Genomic DNA, 26341 nt, shown 5'->3' on the forward strand with positions numbered 1-26341 from the left:
TTCTGACCTAGTAAGGTATTAAAACTCTCCTATATTTTTTAATAAACCGCCAAATATTTAATATCTGCTTCAGATTTCAGGTAATAATTGTACATAAATGTGTTTAAAGCTAAAAATAACTCTCTTAAATTGTTTCTTTCAAGATATTTGTCTCGTTTTCCTATTTCTCATTAATTTAGATAATTCATCACCAATAGCATAAGCATTTGAGCCTGTTTTACACTTTGATGCAGCAAAAGAATGTAGAAGTACGTATTTAGTAAAAAAATCCGTTGTTATTTTTTTACAAAGGGTCAAATCAATAGCAGAACTGCCAGCTATAAATCCAGATAAAAGATCGCCTAATCCTGCTCTAGCAGTCTGAGAATCAGTCCCAAAAAGTTGCCATGCTTTTTCATCATCAGCAACTATGCTGTTAGCTCCTTTTAACAAAACACTTATATTAAATTCTTTGGCCGCTTTAAGGGCTAGTCCAACATTAGTCTCACCTTCTATATTAGGAAATAACCTTGAAAATTCCTTAATATGAGGTGTAATCCATGTTTGAAATTTTCTTTCTATAAAGAATTTTGATCCTAATTTTGATTCAGAAATTCTATTAAGTGCATCTGCATCTAAAATCAATAATCCTTTAAAACCTATAAGGTAGTCTTTTGATTTTTGCCAATCATCATTATCAATTCCTATCCCTGGACCTACAGCTAATGAGTCATATAAATTTAGATCAATATTTTTTAGTGCGCTGAACAAGGATGCATTACCATTTTGATTAGTTGTCATAGTTCCTTTTAAAACTATTTCCGGAGCGACTTGCCAAATAGATTCAGCTACTAATTCAGGCAGAACCGCAGAGATAAAACCAGCTCCACTTGATATTGCTCCTCTTAATGATAAGTATGCAGCCCCTGGATATTTTTCACTTCCAGCAATTATTAATGTTCGTCCTCTTTTGTATTTATTAGAATTTTTTGGTAAAGAAGGTAAATCAATATTTTTTAAATCTTTGTAAGTAACGTTAATAATTTTTTTCTCAATCTTAGATAACTTATTAATAGGCACCCCAATATCTATATGGTGCAATTCTCCAATAAAAGGTAAAGCAGAATCTTGAGTTAACCCAATCTTATTAAGACCAATAACTAAGGTATAGTCTGCCTTTACTGCGTTATCAAAAAAAGGCTCTCCTTTATCAGGACATAATCCTGTTGGAATATCAATACTTATTACCTTGCCATATTTGTTATGAAATTTTTGATTAAAAAGTTTAATTAATGTATTATCGACTTTTCTTTTTTGATTATTACCAAAAACTGCATCAATCCAAAGTTCTTTCCCATTTGGATCAGGGCGCTCTACTAATTTTGTGACGCCAATAGATGTAAGATAATTAAGGTGATTATTTGTTGATGTTTTTTTTATCGTGAATGGGCACCATACCTGGACATAAAAACCATTCAAAAAAAGCTCTCTAGCTATTACGGCACCATCACCACCATTATGCCCAGGGCCTATAAAAACAGTTATTCCATGCTTGAGAAGAGGTTTCTTTTTTAAGAGCCATCTACTAATTTGGATTCCTGCTTTTTCCATCAATGCTTCTTGTGGCATTCCATCAGAAAACATTTCTTTCTCTAATTTCAACATTTGCTTTGAATCAACAATTAAATGTTTTGAGTCAATTGTTGGCCATACAATTTTGTTCATAATTAGTACAAAGCAATTTAGGTACTGTTCAAAAATTCAAACTTCCATGTTAAAGACACAAAAGGATAAAAAATCAGAGAACTGTTTTTCTAATAATAAAACTAAGAAGAAGAAAAATATTATTGTAGGTCTTTCCGGTGGCGTAGATAGTTCCCTTTCAGCTGCTCTTCTTGTAGAAAGAGGCTGGAATGTTGAGGGACTAACTCTTTGGCTGATGAAAGGAGAAGGCTCTTGTTGTTCTGAAGGATTAGTAGATGCTGCTGGCCTTTGTGAAGATTTGGGAATTAATCATAAAATAATAGACTCAAGAGAAATTTTCGAAAGAGAGGTAATTAAAAAAACTACTGAAAGCTATGAGAAAGGATTCACTCCACTTCCATGTTCGATGTGCAACAAGAATGTGAAGTTTGAAGAAATGCTTAATTACGCATTAAACAAAAAAGACTTTACTCATATTGCGACTGGACATTATGCAAGGATAAAAAAATCATCTTATGCTGAAACGCTTGATTATAAGAGCTTTGTATTTAAGGACTTCCTTCTTCTCAGAGGTGCTGACGAAAACAAAGACCAAAGTTATTTTCTTTATTCTCTTTCACAAGAAGTACTAAGCAGATTAGAATTTCCTCTTGGTGAAATGAAAAAAGAAGAAACAAGAAAGGAAGCCCTAAGATTAGGCCTTAGAACTGCTCAAAAACCAGAAAGTCAAGATTTATGCTTAGTTGAGCATTATGGATCAATGCAGAGATTCATCGACAAACATATTGAACTCAAAGAAGGAGAAATTGTGCATGTAAATGGGAAAGTCCTAGGAATGCACAATGGTATTCAGCACTTTACGGTAGGTCAAAGAAAAGGTTTGGGAATCGCTTGGCCGGAACCATTATATGTGAAAAGTCTAGACAGGGTAAAAAACATAGTTTATGTAGCAGATAAAAGTGATCTATTTAATAGCGAAGCAATAATTACTAATGTTAACTGGGTTTCAATAGAAGAACCTAAACAAGAGATAGAAGTAGAAGCACAAATCAGATATAGAAGTCATCCAGTAAAGGGAACTTTAATTCCTTTGAAAAATTTTGATAATCCAACGTCAACATTTAAATTAATTTTTGAAGAAAGTCAAAGTTCGGTAACGCCCGGACAAGCTGCAGTTTTTTATAAAGGAGAAATTTTATTAGGTGGCGGATTAATTAATTAATTTTCCAAAAGAGATTTAATCCCATGAAAAATATAAACAATAACAAAACAGGTTTATCTCCAAATTTTGTATAGAAGGTCTTGTCGGATGAAAAATTAGGGAAAACTACTTTATTTTGCTCCACATTAAAATCCAGAAGTTGGATGATTTTCCCATCATCCCTTACTAAACCCGAAGGACCAGTATTTGATACTAGTAAATTATCTTTTTTATTTTCAATACTTCTCAATCTTGCCAAAGACAGGAATTGATTATAAAGCTTAGTTGGATAGGGATCTAAATTTGCGACAGTTATTATTAGTTTTGCACCGCTATTAATAGCCTTTCTTATTTTCAATCCATCACTAATTTCATAACAAATAGCCACTGCTAGAGGTTGTGTAAATTTAGGATCAAAAAATCTTGAATCAGATCCTGGTTGAATTCCTCCTACTGCAGATAATCCTTTTGAAAAACTTTCTAAAAATCTTGGTATTTTTTCACCTAACGGGACAAGTCTATTTTTATCTATAAAAGAAGTAAAAGATTTTTCTCCAACTTGAAATCCGAGTAAAGAACTTCTTAACTCATTTTTTGAATTTCTGAAACCTCCTGCTAGGGTATCAACCTTAATGCCTTTAGATAAATAAAAATTTTTAGGTAGAGTTCCTTCAGGAGCAACAAGAAGTTTTACTTTGTTGGATAAAGCATATTTTTGAGCGATAGATTGTTTTTCCTTAATAAATTCATCTTCTATTTTTAATTTTTCTCTAGTTGGTAAATTCGTTTGCCAAATAGCAACTGGATATTCATAATTTCTTTCTATTGGAGTTTTTAAACCTCCAAATAAATGCAAGAAAATAATAAACAAAAGTCCTAAAAAAAATGTTTTTTTAAAGTATTTTTTTCTTATCCATCTCTCGTGACTTATGAAAATCCAAAATCCAATCATTAGTTGTACTACACATAAACCGCTCGCACCAACCCATCTTGCCAAACCAGCAAGATATAGATCACCCGGGACAAGACTCTCTCCTAAACCTATCCAAAATAAAGGTGTTTGAGAAAGTATCAACTCACCCATGCCCCAAGTCAGAGATAAAAAAAATACTTTTACAGTTAAAGGTAATATTTTCATTTTAAAAACATCCTCTTTCCAGAGAATCATTTCAACTAGGTATCCCCATAGATAAACTAATAATCCACCCAAAAAAGCACAAAATAATAATATTGAAATGGTGATTATTAAACTTGCAAGCCATGAAAATCCAAGCCATGTCAATGGATGAAGATCGTATAACCATGAATGACTTATTAAAACAAAGAAAAAACCCCACCAAAAATTTGCTGTTTTTCTCTCACTTTTCTTCCATAAAATAAATAAAGATATCGGCATAAAAATAAGCCAAAAGTGAGTTGAAACAGAAATTCCTCCTAGAATTCCTGCTAAACAAGAGCAAAAATATTGTCTTAAACTTTTAATTTGAGTCGAGACTAACAATCTAAAATTACAAAATTAAACTTATAATCACCCATTTATTGTACCTTTATTCTGTAAAATTAGATTTAGTAACTTTCAAAATCTAAGTGAAAGAAGTCTTTATTAGTTTTGCAATTTTTGTTTTCTGTGTTTCATTAACTCTTTTCAGTCAATTTAATTCACCACAAGTTGTTAATGCTACTGAATCAGAAATTCAGTCAGTTCAAAAAACACCTGTTGCAAAATCATCAAATGTTTCAAATAATAATTTATTTGAATTAGACCCATCAGATCCAAACCCTATACTTTTCGCTATGGCAGAAGAAACACCATTAGATAGCAACTCAAGGACTACAGAAAGTGGCCTAATTATTGCGGATATTGTGAATGGGGAGGGTGATGAAGCCAAACCAGGGCAGACAGTTACCGTTAATTACACTGGAACTCTAGAAGACGGAACACAATTTGATACAAGTATCGGAAGAGCTCCATTCAGCTTTCCCTTGGGTGCTGGAAGAGTAATAAAAGGTTGGGACGAAGGTGTGGCAGGTATGAAGGTTGGAGGAAAAAGACAATTAACAATTCCTCCAGAACTTGGTTACGGATCAAGAGGGGCAGGAAATGTGATTCCTGCCAATGCAACTTTAATATTTGAAGTTGAATTATTAAAAGTCAATTAAATTAGGTAAGAAAAATATCTAAGACTTTTCAATTTTGTTAATCTCCAAGTAATATATAAACAACATCAAATATTTGAAATGCTAAGTAAATTCATCAATTCTTTTCTAGATAAAAAATCCCCATTGACAGTCCATGCTCACTGTGATGGGCCTTGTGGTGTTTATGATCCAGCTTCTACGAGAGTTGCTGCTGAAGCAGTTTTATCAATGACAAAAAAACTCATTGCATTAGAAGCCCCTTCTAGCACTGATACAGCAGAGTGGGCTGCATACAGTAATACATTTTCAAGATATGTTGCAGTTAAAGAAGAGCAAGCAAAAGAAACAAAGAAAGAAATCCTAATTTTGTGGACAGATTACTTTAAGCCTGTTCATTTGGAAACATATCCAGACTTACATGAAACCATTTGGAAGGCGGCTAAATTATGCAGTGCATGCAAAGTTAATATTGATTTAGCTCAAGCTGAAGAACTTATGAGTTATGTAGAAAAGATTCATAATATATTCTGGGCATCAAAAGGAAGATCAGACGCTTTTGTAAAAGCTAGTTAAATTATTAACTTCAAATATTTTTATGAATTTCTTCTTTTTCTTTTAAGGCTGAGAGAAGTAGCAAAAATTGTAAATAATTCAATGTCACCTACCTTTAAGGAAGGTGATATAGTCTTTTACAAAAAATATTTAATTAATAAATCTAATCTTAAGGTTGGTCAAGTTGTCATCTTTAGGCATCCGATACAAGACAGAATACAAATTAAAAGAATAAAGCAAATAAAAGAAAATTGTATTGAAGTAATTGGAGACAACTCAAAATATAGTAATGATAGTAAATCTTTCGGCTTTATTCAAAATGAAAAAATTTTAGGTATCGTAACGTCGAAAATATTAAAGTTTTAAATTATTTAATTCAAAAAAACAGAAGCACTTCTTTGAATCCAAAATAATCCCAAAGAAAAGGAAAGCCCTCCTGCTCCAGCTATTAATCTTTTAATAAATTTTTGACTTGCTTTAAAGATGGTAAAAGATATTAAACAAGTAAAAAGATTCATACTTATTAGTGAACCAATCAAATATGAAATCAAATATAAGCAAGCACTTATTAAAGGTAGTGCTAAAGCAGGAAGAACTGCCAGAAAATGTGAACCTCCAGCTACACCGTGTAGCAAGCCTAAACCAGTCAAAGCATGTGAGTGCTTATTATTATTTTTTTGTTCCTTAACATGCAAGTGAAAGTGACGATGAGCAATTCCATTAGAATGCTTATGGGAATGAGAGTGGATACTTAATTGAAAAGAATTTTTTATAGCAAATACTCCAACAATTAGAAGAGAAATTCCAACTAGGAATTCGGCAATATTAGAAAATCTGTTTAATGGCGTAATATCCTTAATAACAATCGCTAGAAAAGCTAACAAGAGGACACCTGAAGAGTGTCCCAAGCCCCATGAGAAACTATTTTTAAGAGCTTTTTGGGGATTATTAATCGCTGATGGTGCCATTGCAATTAGATGATCAGCGCCACTAACTACATGCACAAATCCTGCAACTATACCTGTTAAAATTACAGCCTGCATATATATTCTGTACAACTCTGTATATTCAATTTTATAGCACGATTTGAAGTCAAAATTAAATTGAGTTAAATAATTCCTTGAAAGATTTTTTAATATCACTTTCTCTCATAAAAGTTTCACCAATTAATACTCCCCTAATTCCAATAGATCTAAGCGACTCTAAATCTTCGGAAGAATTAATTCCTGATTCACTAATAGGAAGAATATTTTGTTTTAAAAATATATCTGCATAAATATTCATCAATTCTATTGATGTTTTTAAATTTGTTTTGAAAGTCTTTAAGTCCCTGTTATTTATTCCAACCAAATTAAAAGATTTTAACTTTAGTATCCTTTCTAATTCATTATTGTTATGGACTTCTACGAGAACACTCATCTTTAAGTTATCAGCAATTTTCTTTAGATAAATTAAATCGTCATTACTTAAAATCGCAGCGATTAATAATATTGCATCAGCACCAGATACCCTTGCTTTATAAATTTGATAAGCAGAAATAATAAAATCTTTGCATAGAAGAGGGAGATTAGTTGATTTCCTTACAGTTTCGAGTATTTCATAACTACCTTGAAAAAACCTTTTATCGGTAAGTACTGAGATACATGACGCACCTAATCCTTCATAACAAATTGCTATATCTTCAGGGTTAAAATCTTTTCTAATAACTCCTTTACTAGGACTAGCTTTTTTTATTTCAGCAATTAATCCTGGTTTTATTTTTGACTCCAAGATATTTTTATAAAAATCTTTTGGGGGAGGCAGTTTTTCAATTTTTTTTATTAGATCTTCTAAAGAAACTTTTTTTTTGAAATTCTTAATTTCAATGTCCTTATGCCATACAATTTCTTCAAGAATATTTTTTGGTTGTGCTTCTCTATGAGGCACAGCATATTCTAAATTTTCTACCCTTACAGTTGGATTGGGTGGCCTGCGTCTTATCTCCATTAATTTTAGATATTATTTTATTTGAGAAGCAGCTTGTTTATATGCCACCTCAACTACTTCACTAAGAGTAGGATGAGTGTGAACTTCTGTAGATAATTCAATTACATCTTGATTCCTTGAAATAGCGTTTGAAATTTCTTGAATCAAATCAGCTGCATGTAAACCAAAAATATGAGCACCTAAAACTTTCCCATTATCTCTATTAAAAATCAACTTGAGTATTCCATCACTCTCCAATTCAGCCAATGCTTTTGAATTTGCCTTAAAGAAACTTTTGACAACTCCCAAAGTGAAATTTTCCTTTACAGATATCTCTTTAGCTTCAGCTTCAGAAAGACCAACTGAACTGATCTCAGGGTGAGTGAAGGTTGCTGCAGGGATACTTTTATAGTCTATTTCGACGTTGCCACCGCAAATATTATCAACAGCAATAGTACCTTGAGCTGCAGCTGTATGGGCAAGCATTAGTTTGCCTGTTACATCTCCAACAGCCCAAATGTTAGGTATTATTTCCTCGCCATTCTTAACCCTCATTTTATCATCTATAGGAATGAAACCTTTTACAGTTTCGATTCCAACCGACTCAAGATTTAAGTTATTACTATTAGGACTTCTGCCAGTTGCCACGAGCACAGCATCAACTTCTAAAGTTTCTACAACTTCTTTAGTTTTTGCATCTGTCAGTTCTATTGTCACAGGACATCCAGGTGTTATTTTTGTCGCAAAGACATTTGACTTTGTATCTATATCTCTTGATTGAATAAGATTCTTCTTAGCAATTTTTGTAATATCTGGATCAAATGTTGGCATAATATTTTCCAAGGCCTCGATCATGGTAACTTCACAACCCAGTGCGGTATAAACATCAGCAAATTCTAATCCTATATATCCACTTCCAATAATAGCTATCCATCTTGGAAGCCACTCAAGTTTAACCGCATCATCACTAGTAAATACAGTCCTATTATCCACAGTTATTCCACGGGGTACAAAAGGAGAAGAACCAGTTGCTATAACAATATCCTTACATGTAAAGATTTTATCAATTCCGTTTTTATCTCTTACACCTACTTTTTGATTTCCTTCAATTCTGCCAATCCCCAAAATAATTTCAACTCCATTCCTTTTGAGAGTTTTTGTTAAATTTTCTCTAACATTTAAAACTAAATTATTTGCATGATCTGCAATTTTTGATCTCTCAAACCTTACTGGGGAAGCATGAATACCGAATTTAGCTAAATGTTCATAATCAGCTATTTCCCTGACTTTACCACTTGCAGCCAAAAGAGCTTTAGAAGGGACACAACCTTTGTTAACGCAAGTACCGCCCATTTCAGAAGATTCTACTATTGCGACTTTCAGTCCCTTACCAGCAGCATGTTTGGCGGCATCAAAACCTCCATAACCAGCTCCTATAACGATTAAATCAAAATCAAAACTTGAATCAGTCACTTTTTATCTACATATTAGATGTGTATGTGACTCTTTTTCGTTCTAGTAATAATGGAACTGCAACGCAAGCCACATTTAATGATTCTACAAGCTCACTATGCGGAATTGTAATTGTTTCATTAAAAGCTTCTTGAATTTTTTTATGAATACCTTGCCCCTCATTACCCAAAATCAATACAGTGGACTTAGTCCAATCAATTTCCCAGTATGGTTTTGAAGGTTTTTTTGAAATTTTATTAAAGCTACTAGTGGAAAAAATCTTAAATCCTTCATTTGATAATTCAGATAAAGACTTTAATAAAGAATTTATTATTTCTTCTTCAGTACCCTCATATCTTTGAAATGGGAGATTAAAGACAGCGCCAGTTGATGCTCTTAATACTTTTTGGCTTAATGGGTGCGCACCTCCAGCTAAAAAAATTGCATCAACACCAGCAGCTAAAGCAGTTCTAAAAAGATTACCCATATTCCCAGGATCTTGAATCCTATCTAGAACAAGAACAAAATCATTCTTACTATTGAATTGATAATTAGGTATTGAAGAAATTTCTACTAATGCTGCGATGCCATCTGGATTAACTGTTGAAATCGCAGAAGCTAAAACCTCTTCTGAGACCAAAGTTAATAATGATTCATCAAACTGTTTACTAAGATTTTGGTTCTTTTTTAGCCATTTTTCAGTAACTAAAATTTTGGAGGGAGAATTTCCAGACTTCAGCAATTCCTCAATAAGATGAGTCCCCTCTATACAAAAAAAATCTTTATCTTTGCGAGAGGATCCGCTTTTAAATGACCTAAATTTTTTAACTAGATTATTGTTTTTACTAGTTATTTTTAAAAAAGTATTTTCTATGAGTAATTTGAAAAGTTCATTATCTACTATATTTTAATAACATAAATATTTTGATCAATTATTTATTAAATTTTTATTTTCCAAGAAATAAAAAATATATTTTCAATTTTATTTAATTTTCAAGACGTTACATAGGGTGGACTTACTAATTTTCGTTTGTCATCATGAATCTAATAAATTAAGTCTTAATGATTTGCGTAAGCAAAAAGAAGTCATATCTTAAATCACAAAATTTAAAGATTTTTGGCCAAGGCAAATTAAATGGAATCGTTGAAATAAGTGGTGCGAAGAATTCGGCTTTAGTTTTGCTTGCTGCATCATTACTAACAAATGAAAGAATAGTTCTTCAGAATGTTCCTCGCCTCACTGATATTGACAAAATGGCTAATATCCTTAGAAATTTAGGGGTTAAAATAATAGAAAAAAACAATAAATTAGAAATAGACTCACAAAATATTTCTATTAAAGAACTTCCATATGAACTTGTTAATGGATTAAGAGCAAGTTTTTTTTGTATAGGTCCACTATTAGGTAAATTTGGAGAGGCTAAAGTCCCTTTACCTGGAGGGTGTAATATTGGTTCAAGGCCAATAGATGAGCACATTAACGGGCTTAAAGCACTAGGAGCGGAAATTCTTATTGAAGAAGAAATTGTCAAAGCAAATATAAAAGGAGATAAAAGAAGATTAATTGGCACCCACATCAAATTAAAGTGCCCAAGCGTAGGAGCTACTGAAACTTTAATAATGGCCGCAACATTAGCGGAGGGAAGAACTACGATTGAGAATGCTGCAAGAGAACCTGAAATACAAGATTTATGCCAAATGCTAAATAAAATGGGGGCAAAAATTTACGACTCTGGCAAAGAAAAAATAATTATTGATGGTGTTAATAAGCTGCGTGGTTGTACTCATAAAGTAATTCCAGATCGAATAGAAGCTGGCACTTTTTTAATAGCTGCTGCTGCGACTTCCTCTTCGATAACAATTTCTCCTGTAATTCCTAATCATCTTGAAGCTGTCACGAATAAGCTTCAAGAGAGTGGAAGTAAAATTACGATTAAAGGTAATTCAATTACAATGCAGGGTAATAAGATCAAAGGGGTAGATATTGAAACAGCTCCTTTCCCAGGATTTCCAACTGATTTACAAGCACCATTTACAACTTTAATGGCAATCGCAAATGGTGAATCAAAGATAACTGAAACAATTTTCGAAAACAGAATGAACCATGTTCATTTACTTAACAAAATGGGGGCAAATATAAAATTAAATAAAAATATAGCCCATATCAAAGGTGTTAAAAAAATTAAGGGAATGGATCTTGTTGGATCTGATTTGAGATCTTCAGCTGCATTAATAATTGCTGGGATTATAGCTGAAGGCACTAGTAAAATTTATGGTTTAGAGCATTTGGATAGAGGTTATGAAAATTTTGAATCAAAACTAAAAATATTAGGTATTAAAATAACAAGAGAGCTTAACAAAAAAACTTTGACAAATAGGGAATTCAAGACTAGTTCAGACCCTTCAGATATTCCTCGATATAGAGCAGCCTAAATTGAAAAATGCATGGGTCTTATTAAATATTTAAACGTAAGCAATATTAATGAGTGAAATACAACCTAAAAATATGAGGAATAATACCAAGAAACGACTAGACCAAATTTTATTTAAACCACTAATCTTGAGATCATTCATGCCCATGTTCCGATATTAGATCCAAATGTTGTCAAGATAGTGACTACAATGAAGAGGTAGGGAACGAATTGTAAAGATAATTTTTTTGCTTTAATTTTAGTCATTTGTTTTTTCTTTAATTATAACATAATATTACTAAATATGAAGCTTGGCTCTCAAAAATAAGTTTTTAGCTGGATATTTGCAACATAATTGTATCATATATGTGAATAGTGCATTTTAATTTTATTTTTCTTCAGCAAATTCAATCAATATAATTCTATGTTTTTAACGATAAGATTAGCTATTAAAAAACGTATTCTTGATCACTCTTACTTGACCAAAACAATAGTCAATAGGTTGATTTTTGTTATAATAAAAAAGTTCATTTTTGCAAAAGCCTTGGGAGCGTGGTGGAATTGGTAGACGCACCGCACTCAAAATGCGGCACCTTCGGGTATGTCGGTTCAAGTCCGACCGCTCCCACTTTGATGAATACCTATAGTAGATTTGATATATCTTTCAAAAAGGGAAAAGGTTGTTGGCTATGGGACAAAAAAGGTAAAAAATATCTTGATGCAGTCGCTGGTATAGCAACTTGTAGTCTTGGACATAGCGATAGAGTTTTAAGAAGAAGGCTATCAACTCAACTAAGAAAGATTCAGCACATTTCCAATCTCTACAACATTGAAGAACAAGAACAATTAAGTAGAACTTTAACGAATATGAGTTGTGCTAAAAGTGTCTTCTTCTGCAACAGTGGAGCTGAAGCTAATGAATCAGCAATTAAATTAATAAAAAAATATGGTAATACAATAAATAAGGGTAAAGAATCAATTATTCTCGCAGCAGAATCCAGCTTTCATGGAAGGACGCTGGCAGCATTGAGTGCTACTGGACAGCCCAAATATCAAAAAGGCTTCGAACCATTGATTCAAGGGTTCAAATTTTTTAAATTTAACAATTTTGATTCGGTAAAAAAATTATTTGAAGAGTGTGAAAATAATGATCAAAAAATTTCAGGCGTTTTAGTTGAACCAATACAAGGAGAAGGTGGCGTAATTCCTGGAAGTAAAATATTTTTTAAAAGCCTGAGAGATATATGTGATAAATATAATTCTCTTCTAATTTTAGATGAGGTTCAAAGTGGAGTAGGTCGAACTGGGAAAATGTGGGGTTATGAGAATTTAGGAATTGAACCTGATGGATTCACCCTTGCTAAAGGATTAGGAGGAGGTCATGCAATTGGAGCATTATTAGTAAAAGAAAAAGCCAATATTTTTTATCCAGGAGATCATGCAAGCACATTTGGGGGGAACCCTTTCGCATGTAAAGCTGCCCTAACTGTATTAGAAGAAATAAATAGAAGAAATCTTATCAATAATGTTTATTTAAGAGGGGAACAATTAAGTGCTGGATTTGAAGAATTGTCAAAAAAATTTCCAAATATTATTACCGGAAAAAGAGGTTTAGGTTTAATACAAGGTCTTGTGATCAATGAAGATTATGCTGATGCAAAGAAAATTACATTAAAAGCTTTTGATAAAGGGTTACTGGTAGTTCCGGCAGGAGGGAACGTTGTAAGGATTGTCCCACCATTAGTTATATCTCGAAGAGAAATTAATATTCTTTTGGATAAGCTAAATTTAATTTTTGGAGAGTTATAGCAATTTAAATTTTGAAAAATGCAAATTTAAAAATTTTTGAATTATTATCACCTAAATATGAAAGGGATAATATCAAGTTAGGTTTATCAAGAATTAAAAAAGCACTTCAAAAACTTGGAAATCCTTGCGAGAATATTCCAGCGATACAAATTATTGGAACTAATGGGAAAGGATCAATCGCAGCATATTTAGAAAGTATACTTTTTGAAGCTAAAAGGAATTTTGGCGTTACGACATCGCCTCATCTTTTGGACGTATGCGAGAGGATAAGAGTTAATAAAAAAAATATTAACAAAACTGATTTTGAAAAAATCTATAGCTTAATAGAAAAAAAATTTTCAACATTTGAATTAACTCCTTTTGAAAAAATCATTTGCTGCGCGCTAAATTTTTTCAACAATAAAAAAGTTGAATTGCTCATTCTTGAAGCTGGCTTAGGGGGAAGATTAGACGCGACAACAGCCCATAAATATAGACCAATAATTGCTATTGGGAAAATTGGCCTAGACCATAAAGAATTTCTTGGAGATACGATTGAAAAAATTGCCAAAGAAAAATTAGCAGTTATTGAAAAAAACTCAATTGTCATCTCATGCAAGCAAAATAGTGAAGTTGAAAATTTAATAAACGAAAAAGTTAAAGAGGTTGGAGCGGAAATCATCTGGAAAGATTCAATTTCGAAAAGCTATGAACTTGGATTAAAAGGGATTTTCCAAAAGCAAAATGCCTCAGTAGCTGTTGGAGCAATTGAAGCTCTGAATAATTTGGGATTTAATATTAAAGAAAAACACATATCTGAAGGTCTTAAAAAGACAGCCTGGAAAGGAAGGCTAGAGATAATAAATTATTTGAACAAAGAAATTCTTGTAGATTGTGCGCATAATTATCCCGCTGCAAAAGCACTCTCTCATGAGCGAAGGAATTGGGAGAATGAAGATAAAGGAATTTATTGGATTTTAGGTGTCCAAAGACAAAAAGATATTTACGCAATATTAAAAACTCTTCTAAAGGAAAATGATCACTTATTACTTGTGCCAGTTCCAAACCAACCAAGTTGGCAATTAAACGATCTCTCTCAGATTAAAGAAATTGACTTTCAAAAAACATTTGAATTTAAAACATTTGAACTTGCCCTTAATTATTTATTTTCCCTAGAAAAATGGCCACATAATCATCCTGTGTTAACAGGTTCTATTTTTTTAGTTGCTGAATTTATTAAATTTGCAAAAAAATAGAAAGGTTAAATATTAAATTTTTCCTTTATTTCCCAGCCTGCCAATTTGCCTGGATTTAGTAGCCCTTTAGGATCAAATTTTAATTTCGCTTTTACTTGATCTGAGTCAACCACTCCTAAGCCTCCTCCTTCGACAGTTAAAACATGGGGATTAAAAATAAACGCACCAAGTTTCTTACAATCTGCCATTATTTCATTTAATTCATCTATCCCATTCCACTTTAATACAGGCAAAGCTGCTAATCGCGGTGATCCTTGTTGAGAAACTGCCTCTAGATGCCAAAGAACTTTTTTACCCCATTTTTTTCTCAAAAAATTAATTAACTCTAGTTCATTATTAAGTGGCAAAAGCATCTGTAAATACGTCCAATTTTTATCCCTAGACCTCATATGAAGAGTAGTATGGTTCCATACAACTTCAGAAATTCCATTAATGAGTTTTTCTTCTTCCCCAAGGAGGGTAAATTCAACTTTGAATTTTTTACAAATCAATTCGATCGTTTTTGTTCCTCCAAGAGTAGATTGAATTAATACCTTGTGACTTCTTGAGTTATTTTTAAACCATTTTGGCATTTGATCTACAATTTCTTCTTCAAGAATTGCTCCTAGTTTCAGATCAATTGCGGCGCTTGTAAGAGTTTTTAATATTTCTATTGTTTTTTCAAATTCAATACAGTCGATAACAATTGAAAACCATTTACGTTTGATATCAGTAGCAAGTAATAAAGAAGTAATTATTCCATTAGTCCCATAAGCATGATTCAAAGGTTCGGATTCTTCAGCATCAAATTTTAATAAATCGGGTTTTTCATTAATCGTCACTGCCTCTAAACCGATAAGATTCCCTGGATCTCTTAAAAATCCCCACCTAATGGAGCCAATGCCTCCTGACCCACCTGCAATAAAGCCTCCAATTGTAGCGGTTTTCCAAGTACTAGGAAGCAACCTTAATTCCCTTCCATATTTTTCTAATTGTTTATTCAAATCTCCCATGACACATCCAGACTGTACTTTCACAAAACCTGTATTTGGATCAAATTCTTCTAACTTATTGAAGTAACTCATCTGCATTACAACTCCTTTAAACAATGGAACAGCCTGACCATAATTGCCTGTACCTGAACCCCGTAAAGTAAGCGGGATAGAAAATTCCCAACAAATTTTCGCTACTTTCTTCACAGCATTATGATCACTAGGTCTTACCACCAAATCAGCAATACATTCGTCTAATCTTTCAGTAAGGATTGGAGAGTAGTTATAAAAATCTTTTGAAAGTCTTTTTACGTCGGATTGGCTTTCAATAATCTCTAAGTTTTTGACTTCCCTTAATTTGTCTAAAAATTTAAGACTATTTGATGTCATTAATAAAATTTCCTGTTTTATATATAAATTAGTCGATTAGCAATATAAATCGCCTTTTATATATACTTTTCTCTTTAAGTTAGTCGAAAAAACATCTGCCCATCTTTGTGCATCCAGAATTACAAAGTCAGCAGGGCAACCCTTTTTAATTAAACCATCCCATTTTAAATTTAATAGTCTGCTTGGAGCTAAAAAAATAGAAGATAGAGTCATTCTCTCCCAAGGATTTAGTTGAAGCATAGGTATCGAGCAAGACAACATATAAAAAGGGTCAAAATTACCAAATGGGTACCAAGGGTCTTGAACATTATCACTGCCCAGAGATACATCCACATGTGATTTTTGTAATTGCTTTATAGGCGCAACTGGTCTTTTTAATGATGTAGTTTTATCACTTCGATTGAGCAGCCAAAAATTTGTTAGGGGTAAAGCAATAACCTTAATATTTTTCTCAGCCATTTTTTCTCCTAAAAATAAAATCTCTCTATGACTTAGAGAAATAAGACTACTCAAATGACTACAAGTAATCGGAATACTATCAATTTTTAAATTTTCGATTGTTTCTAATAAAACTTTTATTCCTGCTCCAGGCTCGATAATTGACTCATCTATATGCAAATCAATTTCTAATTTATGTTTACTCGCAAGAAGAAGCATCTTTGCGAGAAATTTGCTTGTATTTTTTTTATTGAAAGGGGGTACAATAACTCCTCCTAAAATGCCTCCATTGGAGGAAAACATTTTTGCCAACTCTTCTCCATTAGAAGTATCCCAAAATTCCAATGGAGCTAGAGCAACAAATTGTAGAGTCAACTCAGATGAAAACTTTTTTTGTAATTTAAACAGTTCAATCCAAATATCAATAGATTGACTTTTATATGTATCAATATGACTTCTAATAGCTCGATATCCATTTTGTATAGCAAGTTTTAATGATTTCTCAACTCTTTCAAGGACCTTATCTGTGGTTCTAGTTTTATGTTCTTCAAGATTTACTGATAATGCTCCTCCATAGTCTGATTTCATATTAGGAAAGTCTGCCCATATAAATGATTTATCAAAATGCGAATGCGTTTCAACAAATCTTGGGAATAAAATATTTTTTGGTTTTGTAACTTTATTTTTTAAAGGCTTTAACTCAGAAACAAATCCATCCTCCCAACTAATGGAAACTGAACATAAATCCTCTACATCAATAATGAGGTTATCTATATCTTCTATTAAACAAAGGCTTCTAGGAATAAGAACCTCAGCCATACCTGAATTACTCAAATTTTTTAATTTTCTTTTATTTTAAATCATAAGAAAACTTTACTGAATTAGAAAATAATTCAAATTTCGCCAAAAGATAAAAATAACTATGAAAAATTACCCTTGAGTTGTTAAATTTATAAATGTGAGGCGGGCGTCGCCAAGTGGTTAAGGCAGCGGCTTGTGGCGCCGCTATTCGGGGGTTCGAATCCCCTCGCTCGCCCTCAAATAAATTGCAGCAAAATTATTTAACTTGTAATTTTGAATTAAAGAATCATAAAAAATTCCTAGTAAAGTGCTAACAAAAACAAAACCATACGAAAAAAATTTTCAAAAGAATTCAACTACTGGCAGTTATTGGATAACCACATTTGGATGCCAAATGAATAAGGCTGATTCTGAGAGAATGGCTGGGACATTAGAGAAAATGGGATATACCAGAGCAGATAATGAATTAAATGCCGATTTGGTCTTGTACAATACATGCACAATAAGAGATAATGCTGAGCAAAAAGTTTATAGCTTTCTAGGAAGACAAGCAAAAAGAAAGCACAAAACACCTAGCTTAAAACTTGTTGTTGCAGGTTGCCTTGCTCAGCAAGAAGGTGAGTCCTTACTAAGAAGAGTCCCAGAACTTGACCTGGTCATGGGGCCTCAACATGTAAATAATCTTGAGAATCTTCTGGGTAAAGTTGATTTAGGAAATCAGGTTGCTGCAACAGAAGAAACCTTCATTTCTGAAGACATTACAAGTGCAAGAAGAGAAAGCTCTATTTGTGGCTGGGTAAATATCATTTATGGATGTAATGAAAGATGTTCATATTGTGTAGTCCCGTCTGTCAGAGGAAAAGAGCAATCAAGATATCCAAATGCAATAAAAAGTGAGATCCAAAAATTAGCTGATGATAATTTTAAAGAAATTACTCTTTTAGGTCAAAACATTGATGCTTATGGTAGAGACCTTCCAGGAACAACAAAAGAGGGGAGAAAAGAGAATACATTAACTGACCTCTTATATTATATCCATGATGTTAAAGGAATTAGCAGAATTAGATTTGCTACGAGTCATCCAAGATATTTTTCAAAAAGGTTGATTCAAGCTTGTTATGAACTTGATAAAGTCTGTGAACATTTCCATATTCCCTTCCAAAGTGGAAATGATGAAATTTTGAAGCAAATGTCCAGAGGATACACTGTCAAAAAGTACAAAAAGATTATCGAGAATATAAAATCATTAATGCCAGGTGCATCAATCACAGCTGACGCAATAGTTGCTTTCCCAGGAGAAACCGAACAACAATATCAAGATACATTAAAGCTAATATCAGAAATTGGCTTTGATCAAGTGAATACAGCAGCATACTCTCCAAGACCAAACACACCTGCAGCAGTTTGGTCAAATCAACTTTCGGAAGAAGTGAAAAAAGCTAGATTACAGGAAATTAATGATTTGGTCGAGAAAACTGCTAGGAGTAGAAATCAAAGATATATCAACAATATCGAAAGCGTTTTAATTGAGGGTTTAAATCCAAAAATTCCCTCGCAAATGATGGGTAGAACTAGAACAAATAGATTAACTTTCGTAGAGATTCCCAAAAACATTAACTTTAATTTTTCATTAGGAGATGAAATAGATGTCAAAATAAATGAAGCAAGACCTTTTTCTTTAACGGGTGAACTTTATTTATAATTTTTTTTCAAAATGATTGGGGGAAAGAAAAAATGTATTGGGTTAATATTTGGCGGAGAATCCAATGAACATGAAGTATCTATATCCTCTGCAAAAACAGTTTTTCAAGCCTTTAATTCAGAAATAAACAAACAACGCTTTACTGTTAAAGCCTTTTACATCAGCAAATTTGGAGATTGGCTTGATAGTGATCTTTCAGAAAAAATTCTAGTTGGAGAAACTAAAAACAATACAACAAAAAAACAAGGAATTTTAAATCAAGAGAAAATTAATTTCCTTGACGGAATTGAATTTCAAGATGTTGATGTTTGGTTTCCTCTTTTACATGGATTTAATGGTGAAGACGGATCAATTCATGGCTTACTGAGATTTACAAAGAAACCTTTAGTAGGATGTGGAATTGTAGGCTCTGCAATTGGAATGGATAAAATTTTGATGAAAACAATTCTCTCAAATCTTAAATTCCCACAAGTTAATTATTTAGTTATTCAAAATGAAGATCTCAACGATAAAAAAGTTATAAATAAATTTGTTGATGAGATTTTAAAGAAATTAAATTTTCCTCTTTTTGTCAAACCTTCGAACTCCGGATCATCTCTTGGCATCTCCAAAGTTATAAATGAATCAGAAATATTAAAAGCATTAGAAAAGGCTCGAGAAATAGATACAAGAATCCTAGTAGAGGAAGGTTTAGAGGTGAGGGAGATTGAATGCGGAATAATTGGGAATTCAAAACTCTTAACTTCTGAGATAGGAGAAGTAAAGTACAAAAGTGATTGGTATGATTACGATTCAAAATATTATTCATATAATCAAATAACCATCCCAGCCGAAATAGATTCTAAAATTACAAGAAAAATTAAAGAAATTGCTATTCAAAGTTGTAGAGCACTAAATATTTTCGGTTTTGCAAGAGTAGATTTCTTTTTAGAAAAATCTTCAAATAAAGTTTTGTTAAATGAAATAAATACAATCCCTGGTTTTACAAAAAAAAGTATGTTTCCAATGCTTTGGAAAGCTTCAGGTTTAAATATTGAACAACTTGTGGCTAAACTGGTAGATATATCCCTAGATTTATAATTCAAATCAAATGATGCATGGACTTCTTTGGTTACCATTGCTTTTTATCTTTATATTATTGACTGCTCTAGGATGGTTAGAAAGAAGAAGGCAAAATCTTTTTAGGCGCTGGGCCAGTGGGTCAGAACTTTGTAAGTTAGATAGTTCAAGTGCAGCTTCTCTAAAAAATGGGGAATTGAGATGGAGTGCATTTGAAGCTGGTACATTTGAAGAAAAAGATAGTTTCACAATCAAGAAACTAGAATTAGTTGAATTAATGGCCCTTACTTCAGGAGAAGCTCCGCTTACAAATGAATCTCAAGGAAAGTGCAGGTTGAGATTAGTAGGTAATGGGAAAGAGATGGATGTACCATTTTCAGATGCAGATCAAGCGAGAAAATGGATGGAGCAATTAATGGAAAAAGCTCGATGTGATTTGTGAAAAACGAGAAAAAAATTGACAATAAAAGCTTTTTGTTACTTATATTATTTTTATTTTCGACAAGCTTAATAAGCCTAAAAACAATAAAAAAGGTAAATATTCAGGACATTAGAATTACTGGAAGTGAATTATTCTCTCAGAATGATGTCGTAAAAAATTCATCTTTAAAATTTCCAATTCGATTAATTTTAATTAATGCGCATTTTTTAGAAAAAGAGTTAAAACAAAATTTATCACTCAAGAATGTCTCAGTCAGTAGACAAATATTTCCCTTTGGTTTGAAAGTTAATATTAAGACAAGAACTCCAATTGCTTATGGTGAGAGAATATTAGATGACAAAAAAATATCAGGATTTGTCGATAAAGATGGGATTTTTATAAATAAAAAAAATTTAGCAAATATAGATTTAAACAACTTAACAATACAAGTATTTGGTTGGAAAGATAAATTCAAAAAATTATTATCAGAAATATTTATTGCCCAAGAGAATTATGACTTTGAGATCGTCAAAATAACTTTTTCACCAAATGGGTTTCTAACTCTTGAGGAAATAAATTTAAAAACAATATTCTTAGGATTTAATCCCAATTTAATAAATTATCAATTACAAATAATTAATAACTTAAAAAATGAATTAAAGAAAAAAAATTTTTCTGAAAAAATTGATAGTATTGATCTTACGGATCCGAATAAACCTAAAATAAAAGTGTTCAAACCCTAATATTTGAGATAGGATTTTAATTTATTTTTCTTAATTATTGTAGTGTTGGTTTGGATTTAGCATTTAAAACAAAAATATTTATTAAATGAATATTTAAGGTTTTTCCTCAACAAATTCCTACATATGAGCTTACTAAGTTCATAATGCATCCAACACAAGTATTAGATCCCTATTCAGAGATGAGCTTCGGTAACAATCCTAACTTTGATCAATCAAAAGAAATCCTTCCAAGTCAAAATGCCAAAATTGAAGTAATTGGCGTTGGTGGAGGAGGAAGTAATGCTGTAAACAGGATGATTGATAGTGATCTTGATGGGGTTTCATTCAGAGTTCTTAATACTGACGCGCAAGCTTTACTGCAGTCCTCCGCAGACCGAAGAGTTCAATTAGGTCAGAATTTAACAAGGGGGCTTGGAGCGGGAGGAAATCCAAGTATCGGCCAAAAGGCTGCAGAAGAATCTAGAGATGAGCTTCAACAATCTTTAGAAGGATCGGACTTAGTATTTATAGCTGCAGGTATGGGTGGAGGTACAGGTACAGGAGCTGCTCCAGTTGTTGCCGAAGTTGCGAAACAAAGCGGTGCATTAACGATTGGAATAGTAACTAAACCTTTTTCCTTCGAAGGCAAAAGAAGGATGCGTCAAGCAGAAGAAGGAATAGCAAGATTAGCAGAAAATGTTGATACTCTTATTGTCATACCAAATGATCGATTAAAAGAAGTTTCTGCGGGAGCCTCAATTCAAGAAGCGTTCAGGAATGCGGATGATGTTTTAAGAATGGGAGTACAAGGTATAAGTGAAGTAATTACCCGCCCAGGTGAGGTAAATCTTGATTTCGCTGATGTGAGATCAGTTATGACTGAGGCTGGGACAGCTCTTCTTGGTGTTGGAATAGGATCAGGTCGGTCTAGAGCTATAGAGGCTGCTCAAGCTGCCATTAATAGTCCACTACTAGAAGCAGGAAGAATTGATGGAGCGAAAGGTTGTCTTGTAAATATTACTGGGGGTAGAGATTTGACTCTTGACGATGTGAACTCAGTTGGTGAAGTTATCAGTGATGTAGTGGATCAAGATGCAAATATAATCGTTGGTCAAGCTGTTAATGAAGATATGGATGGTGAGATACAAGTTACCGTCATTGCAACAGGTTTTGATACAAACCAACCATTGAAGCAACAAAGAATTAAAAATAGATTATCAAATCAATCTTTCTACAATGTTTCCGATAACAAAGATTCAGGAGCAAATATCCCAGAATTTTTGAAGTTAAGGCAAAATAAAAAAAATATAGATTAATAGTTAAAATAAAGTGACTCGGTTATCTCGCCTGCCTCAAGCATCCCTTGTGGCTGCTACCTTCCGGTCCTGACCAGGTTTAGGCGTTAAAACCGCGAAAGGCCGAGTCAGTGATATATTAGCAATTCTTGATTAAAAAAGATACATAAATTTCTTATGTTACCTTCAGACCTCGTTAAATATAAAAAAAAATCTCGAAAAATAATTGCATTAACTGCATGGGACTCAATATCAGGATCTATCGCAGAACAAGCTAACGTTGACCTTGTCTTAGTGGGAGATTCTCTAGCGATGGTCTGTTTGGGATATAAATCCACACTACCGTTAACTTTAGAAAATATAATTTATCATACTAATGCCGTTTCAAGAGGGTTTAAAAACAATGCTGAAGATCAACCTTTAGTCGTTTCAGACATGCCTTTTCTTACTTACCAATGCGGAGAAGATAAAGCAGTTGAATATGCAGGAAAAATTATTCAAAACACTTATGCAAAAGCAGTTAAGGTAGAGGGGGCTGAACCAGAAATACAAAAAGTTATTTCTAGATTAATAAGAATGGGAATCCCTGTTATGGGTCATATAGGGCTTACTCCGCAAAGTTATTTAAATCTTGGATTAAAGAAACAAGGAGAGAGCTTAGAAAGCCAAGAAAAAATTAAAAAAGAAGCCTCAATTCTTGAAAAATTAGGATGTTTTTCAATAGTTCTTGAACATATTCCTGAGTTGCTTGCTAAAGAAATACAAAGTAACTTAACAGTTCCTACGATTGGCATTGGTGCAGGTAATTATTGCGATGGGCAAGTAAGAGTTACTGCAGACTTGTTAGGCCTTAACGATGATCAACCTCCATTTTGCCAACCAATCATTCAAGGGAAGAAATTACTTAAAGATAAATTAAAAGAATGGGTTGCCTCTGAAAGACTTAACTAATAGAATCCCACCATTTAAACATTGAGATAAGAATTTGATTGCTTAACTCCATACCATTTGGATCACTTAAAAAGAATCTATTTCCCTTCATTACTAATAGTCCACTCTCAAGAAATCTTTCCCATTCATTGAGCAATTTTCTAAAGTTACTTTTAAATCTTTTATCTTCCCAATTTTGTTCTTTAAATAGTTTGTAAATATCTACACCCTCTTTGAGTCTCAAACCTAACATTATTTTCTCATCTAATTCACGATAAGCAAAATCATTATTAATGAGAGACCAATCTAGGTTAAGTTCGTATTGCCTTGTTACCCATTCTTTGTATTCTTTACTAACTCTTGGCCTAGTAAGTTTTTGTCCCCAGGGAGAACTAGTGGAACCTTGTCCAAAACTCCACCAGCCTAAGCCGCTCCAGTAAACTCTATTATGCCTAGATTGATGCCTAGGGAGACAATAGTTTGAAATTTCATATCTTGAGTAGCCTGAGTTTTTTAAAATTAATTGAGTTGATTTACTATTTCTAAAAGAATCTTCATCACTTGGAAGTTGTAATTTACCTAAATCAACTAATTTTTTAAAAACAGTTCCATTCTCAATATTTAGATCGTAAATGGATATATGCGGTGGTGAAAATGTTATTGCCTCTTTTAAATCTTCTTCCCATTCTCTTAATCCACTTTGGGGTAAGTTTTGAATTAAATCTAAGCTCCAGCTTTTTATTAAGCCAAAATTATAAGCTTTCTTCAACCATGAACAAGATTTTTTAGCATCTTCTCCCAAATGCCTCCTCCCAGATTTTTGAAGTATCGCATTATTAAAACTTTGAACTCCAAGACTAAATCTATTTATCCCAGCATTTATGAAACCATAAAGATCATCTTGATTAAAACTTGCTGGGTCAACCTCCATAGTGATTTCTGCACCATAGTCAACTCCATAATTTTCTTTAAAAAGATCAATTAACTCTTTAATTTGTAGGGGATCCAAGATTGATGGCGTACCGCCACCCACATAAATTGTCGAAAGAGGTGATTTATGCTTAATTGACAATATTTCTTTATATAAATAATTCAAATATTCTTTAACAGTTTTACTTCCATAACCTTGTAAAGTTTCAACTTTGTTTCCTAGTGGAATAACTGCGAAATCACAATAAAAGCACCTTCTATGGCAAAAAGGGATGTGCACATAAGCACTTCTTGGAAACTTATTCATAATTTAAATACATTTTTAAGCTCCAATAAAGTATTAAGGATCGAAAAAAATAAAATCCTTATTTACTCAATTAATAAATCCTAGTAGATTATAGATATGACAGATATCTTAGTATTAATTTTATTTGTATTGTCTGGGGCTGCTTCAGGATGGCTTGGCGTTGATTTATTGCCAGTAGACATACTAAAACAGGTATCTAATGTAGAGGGTTTTAGAATTGTTTTAGCAATAATCGGTTTTTTTATTGGATTAGCCGCTGGCTTTGTTTTTCTTCAACTTAGAAAAACCTTTCTTGATCAAATAAGGACAATGCCTACGGATTTATTGATAAGTAGGTCTGTTGGCTTAATTTTAGGATTACTTGTTGCGAATCTCCTTCTTGCTCCAATATTATTAATTCCTTTCCCTAGAGAAGTCTTTTTTGCAAAACCTTTAGCAGCAATATTAAGCAATATTTTCTTTGGTGTGCTTGGTTATAAGCTGGCGGACACCCATGGTAGGACATTATTGAGATTATTTAATCCAAATAATACTGATGCATATTTGGTTAATGAAGGGATACTCCCTGCAGCAAGTCCAAAAATTTTAGATACCAGTGTAATTATTGATGGCAGAATAAATGGCCTATTAAGTTGTGGTTTGCTGGAGGGACAATTAATTGTTGCTCAAAGTGTAATTGATGAATTACAAACTTTAGCTGACTCAAGCAGCAATGAAAAAAGGTCTAAGGGTAGAAGAGGTCTAAAATTGTTAAAAGAATTAAGAGATTCATATGGTAGAAGACTTGTAATTAACCCAACAAAGTATGAAGGTAATGGGGTAGATGAAAAACTATTGAAAATTACTGAGGATATGACAGGGACTTTAATTACCGCTGATTATAATCTTTCTCAGATTGCAGAAGTCAAAGAATTAAAGGTTATGAATTTGAGTGATCTGGTTATTGCTTTAAGACCAGAAGTACAACCAGGAGAATCTCTTAATATTAAAATCGTAAGAGAGGGTAAAGAAAAAATGCAAGGTATAGGTTACTTAGATGACGGAACAATGGTGGTTATTGATGAAGCAAAGAATTTTGTAGGAAGCAGATTAGACATTGTCATAACAGGTGCATTACAAACTCCTACTGGAAGAATGGTCTTTGGAAAACTGATAAATAATCCTGAGTCAAACAAATCTTTTAAATCACCAGCGACACAGGGCTAAATCTAGCTAGAATCAAAACAATCTTATTTTTGTGATACAAATGACTGTATCTGCTCCTTATTACGGCGAAAATACCGTTATGAGGACTCCACCCCCTGATCTACCTTCCCTTTTACTAAAAGAGAGAATTGTCTACCTAGGTTTACCATTATTTTCCGATGATGATGCGAAAAGACAATTAGGAATGGATGTTACTGAGCTAATAATTGCTCAACTTCTTTACCTTGAATTTGAGGATCCAGAAAAACCTATCTATTTCTATATAAATTCAACTGGGACAAGTTGGTACACTGGTGATGCAGTTGGTTTCGAAACAGAGGCTTTCGCTATTTGCGATACAATAAGCTACATTAAGTCTCCAGTTCATACAATTTGTATTGGACAAGCAATGGGATCTGCTGCAGTTATCCTTTCATCTGGAACAAAGGGACAAAGAGCTGCTCTTCCGCACGCCTCAATAGTTTTACATCAGCCTATAAGCGGAGCAAGAGGTCAAGCAACCGATATTCAAATAAGAGCTGAGGAAGTTTTAAAAAATAAAAAATCAATGCTGGAGATTCTCTCTCGTAATACAGGAAAGACTATCGAACAACTTTCTAAGGACTCTGACAGGATGAGTTATCTTAACCCTAAAGAGGCACTAGATTATGGAGTTATCGATAGAGTACTCACTAGCCAAAAAGATTTACCAAATAAAATTTAACTCTTACAAAAAATTATTT

Annotated in this window: 24 protein-coding genes, 2 tRNA genes and 1 other RNA gene; 17 read left to right on the top strand and 10 right to left on the bottom strand. The window is 32.8% G+C overall.

Annotation, left to right across the window (positions count from 1 at the left end; genetic code table 11):
• Positions 1 to 138 precede the first annotated feature (138 nt).
• Positions 139 to 1704, bottom strand: a complete 1566-nt coding sequence (locus tag HA141_RS07330) for an NAD(P)H-hydrate dehydratase (RefSeq protein WP_209118398.1) — start codon at positions 1702 to 1704, stop codon at positions 139 to 141.
• Positions 1705 to 1750: 46 nt separating this feature from the next.
• Between HA141_RS07330 and mnmA the strand changes: the two genes are divergently transcribed.
• Positions 1751 to 2905, top strand: a complete 1155-nt coding sequence (gene mnmA / locus HA141_RS07335) for a tRNA 2-thiouridine(34) synthase MnmA (protein WP_209118400.1) — start codon at positions 1751 to 1753, stop codon at positions 2903 to 2905.
• On the opposite strand, the gene HA141_RS07340 is transcribed toward mnmA, so the two are convergent.
• The gene (locus HA141_RS07340; protein ID WP_209118402.1) at positions 2898 to 4385 is read right to left on the bottom strand and encodes an apolipoprotein N-acyltransferase; all 1488 of its coding nucleotides are present in this window, start codon (positions 4383 to 4385) and stop codon (positions 2898 to 2900) included. The two genes, mnmA and HA141_RS07340, sit on opposite strands and share 8 nt — an antisense overlap.
• A gap of 86 nt (positions 4386 to 4471) precedes the next feature.
• On the opposite strand from HA141_RS07340, the gene HA141_RS07345 reads away from it, so the two are divergent.
• From HA141_RS07345 to sodX, 3 genes are all read left to right on the top strand, one after another.
• Positions 4472 to 5044 carry an FKBP-type peptidyl-prolyl cis-trans isomerase gene (locus HA141_RS07345; protein WP_209118404.1) on the top strand — a complete coding sequence of 191 codons (573 nt, stop codon included), beginning with the start codon at positions 4472 to 4474 and terminating at the stop codon, positions 5042 to 5044.
• A 78-nt stretch (positions 5045 to 5122) separates the two neighbouring features.
• Entirely contained in the window at positions 5123 to 5596 is a 474-nt protein-coding gene (gene sodN, locus HA141_RS07350; RefSeq protein ID WP_209118406.1) for a superoxide dismutase, Ni, read from the top strand.
• An 81-nt stretch (positions 5597 to 5677) separates the two neighbouring features.
• Complete coding sequence (sodX, locus tag HA141_RS07355) at positions 5678 to 5941, top strand: nickel-type superoxide dismutase maturation protease (RefSeq protein WP_245157314.1); 264 nt, start codon at positions 5678 to 5680, stop codon at positions 5939 to 5941.
• Positions 5942 to 5946: 5 nt separating this feature from the next.
• On the opposite strand, the gene HA141_RS07360 is transcribed toward sodX, so the two are convergent.
• The 4 genes from HA141_RS07360 to HA141_RS07375 are packed head-to-tail and all read right to left on the bottom strand — an operon-like array spanning position 5947 to position 9896.
• On the bottom strand, positions 5947 to 6618 hold the full coding sequence (locus HA141_RS07360; protein ID WP_209118408.1) for a hydantoin utilization protein A: 672 nt from the start codon (positions 6616 to 6618) through the stop codon (positions 5947 to 5949).
• Positions 6619 to 6673: 55 nt separating this feature from the next.
• Entirely contained in the window at positions 6674 to 7561 is an 888-nt protein-coding gene (trpC, locus tag HA141_RS07365; protein WP_209118410.1) for an indole-3-glycerol phosphate synthase TrpC, read from the bottom strand.
• A 12-nt stretch (positions 7562 to 7573) separates the two neighbouring features.
• Complete coding sequence (gene lpdA, locus HA141_RS07370; protein WP_209118412.1) at positions 7574 to 9013, bottom strand: dihydrolipoyl dehydrogenase; 1440 nt, start codon at positions 9011 to 9013, stop codon at positions 7574 to 7576.
• Positions 9014 to 9020: 7 nt separating this feature from the next.
• Entirely contained in the window at positions 9021 to 9896 is an 876-nt protein-coding gene (locus HA141_RS07375) for a TrmH family RNA methyltransferase (protein ID WP_348535327.1), read from the bottom strand.
• 158 nt (positions 9897 to 10054) lie between these two features.
• Between HA141_RS07375 and murA the strand changes: the two genes are divergently transcribed.
• From murA to HA141_RS07395, 4 genes are all read left to right on the top strand, one after another.
• Positions 10055 to 11425 (top strand): UDP-N-acetylglucosamine 1-carboxyvinyltransferase, encoded by a 1371-nt coding sequence (murA, locus tag HA141_RS07380; RefSeq protein WP_209118414.1) that lies wholly within the window; start codon positions 10055 to 10057, stop codon positions 11423 to 11425.
• 524 nt (positions 11426 to 11949) lie between these two features.
• Positions 11950 to 12031: transfer RNA gene (locus HA141_RS07385), tRNA-Leu, on the top strand.
• Positions 12032 to 12036: 5 nt separating this feature from the next.
• The gene (locus HA141_RS07390) at positions 12037 to 13212 is read left to right on the top strand and encodes an aspartate aminotransferase family protein (protein ID WP_209118416.1); all 1176 of its coding nucleotides are present in this window, start codon (positions 12037 to 12039) and stop codon (positions 13210 to 13212) included.
• An 11-nt stretch (positions 13213 to 13223) separates the two neighbouring features.
• On the top strand, positions 13224 to 14447 hold the full coding sequence (locus tag HA141_RS07395) for a bifunctional folylpolyglutamate synthase/dihydrofolate synthase (protein WP_209118418.1): 1224 nt from the start codon (positions 13224 to 13226) through the stop codon (positions 14445 to 14447).
• A gap of 5 nt (positions 14448 to 14452) precedes the next feature.
• Here the strand turns inward: HA141_RS07395 and HA141_RS07400 are convergent, their stop codons facing one another.
• Together HA141_RS07400 and HA141_RS07405 are read right to left on the bottom strand one after the other, a co-directional pair.
• The gene (locus tag HA141_RS07400) at positions 14453 to 15808 is read right to left on the bottom strand and encodes an FAD-binding oxidoreductase (RefSeq protein ID WP_209118420.1); all 1356 of its coding nucleotides are present in this window, start codon (positions 15806 to 15808) and stop codon (positions 14453 to 14455) included.
• 36 nt (positions 15809 to 15844) lie between these two features.
• Positions 15845 to 17080, bottom strand: coding sequence for an amidohydrolase family protein (locus HA141_RS07405; protein WP_209118422.1), 1236 nt, complete (start codon positions 17078 to 17080; stop codon positions 15845 to 15847).
• A gap of 129 nt (positions 17081 to 17209) precedes the next feature.
• Between HA141_RS07405 and HA141_RS07410 the strand changes: the two genes are divergently transcribed.
• The 6 genes from HA141_RS07410 (at position 17210) to ftsZ (ending at position 22267) form a co-directional block, all read left to right on the top strand.
• Positions 17210 to 17282: transfer RNA gene (locus tag HA141_RS07410), tRNA-His, on the top strand.
• Positions 17283 to 17354: 72 nt separating this feature from the next.
• Positions 17355 to 18749 (top strand): tRNA (N6-isopentenyl adenosine(37)-C2)-methylthiotransferase MiaB, encoded by a 1395-nt coding sequence (gene miaB / locus HA141_RS07415; protein ID WP_209118424.1) that lies wholly within the window; start codon positions 17355 to 17357, stop codon positions 18747 to 18749.
• Positions 18750 to 18761: 12 nt separating this feature from the next.
• A complete protein-coding gene (locus HA141_RS07420) occupies positions 18762 to 19829 on the top strand; it encodes a D-alanine--D-alanine ligase family protein (protein ID WP_209118426.1) in 1068 nt (355 codons plus the stop codon).
• A 10-nt stretch (positions 19830 to 19839) separates the two neighbouring features.
• Positions 19840 to 20250: a hypothetical protein gene (locus tag HA141_RS07425; RefSeq protein ID WP_209118428.1), complete on the top strand. Its 411-nt coding sequence runs from the start codon at positions 19840 to 19842 to the stop codon at positions 20248 to 20250.
• A complete protein-coding gene (locus HA141_RS07430; protein WP_209118430.1) occupies positions 20247 to 20972 on the top strand; it encodes a cell division protein FtsQ/DivIB in 726 nt (241 codons plus the stop codon). Before HA141_RS07425 ends, HA141_RS07430 begins: the two co-directional genes overlap by 4 nt.
• Before the next feature lie 179 nt (positions 20973 to 21151).
• Positions 21152 to 22267 (top strand): cell division protein FtsZ, encoded by a 1116-nt coding sequence (gene ftsZ, locus HA141_RS07435; protein ID WP_209119204.1) that lies wholly within the window; start codon positions 21152 to 21154, stop codon positions 22265 to 22267.
• Between the two features lie 12 nt (positions 22268 to 22279).
• Here the strand turns inward: ftsZ and ffs are convergent.
• Positions 22280 to 22376: signal recognition particle sRNA small type (gene ffs / locus HA141_RS07440), an RNA gene on the bottom strand.
• A gap of 47 nt (positions 22377 to 22423) precedes the next feature.
• Between ffs and panB the strand changes: the two genes are divergently transcribed.
• Positions 22424 to 23197, top strand: coding sequence for a 3-methyl-2-oxobutanoate hydroxymethyltransferase (gene panB / locus HA141_RS07445; RefSeq protein ID WP_209118432.1), 774 nt, complete (start codon positions 22424 to 22426; stop codon positions 23195 to 23197).
• Here panB and hemW read toward each other — a convergent pair.
• Positions 23190 to 24413, bottom strand: a complete 1224-nt coding sequence (hemW, locus tag HA141_RS07450; RefSeq protein ID WP_209118435.1) for a radical SAM family heme chaperone HemW — start codon at positions 24411 to 24413, stop codon at positions 23190 to 23192. The genes panB and hemW overlap by 8 nt on opposite strands.
• A 96-nt stretch (positions 24414 to 24509) precedes the next feature.
• Between hemW and HA141_RS07455 the strand changes: the two genes are divergently transcribed.
• Together HA141_RS07455 and HA141_RS07460 are read left to right on the top strand one after the other, a co-directional pair.
• Positions 24510 to 25619, top strand: a complete 1110-nt coding sequence (locus HA141_RS07455) for a PIN/TRAM domain-containing protein (RefSeq protein ID WP_209118437.1) — start codon at positions 24510 to 24512, stop codon at positions 25617 to 25619.
• A 40-nt stretch (positions 25620 to 25659) separates the two neighbouring features.
• Positions 25660 to 26322 carry an ATP-dependent Clp protease proteolytic subunit gene (locus HA141_RS07460; protein ID WP_209118439.1) on the top strand — a complete coding sequence of 221 codons (663 nt, stop codon included), beginning with the start codon at positions 25660 to 25662 and terminating at the stop codon, positions 26320 to 26322.
• The last annotated feature ends 19 nt before the right edge of the window (positions 26323 to 26341 follow it).

The sequence above is a fragment of the Prochlorococcus marinus XMU1402 genome (assembly GCF_017696205.1).
Lineage (GTDB): Bacteria > Cyanobacteriota > Cyanobacteriia > PCC-6307 > Cyanobiaceae > Prochlorococcus_A > Prochlorococcus_A marinus_AC.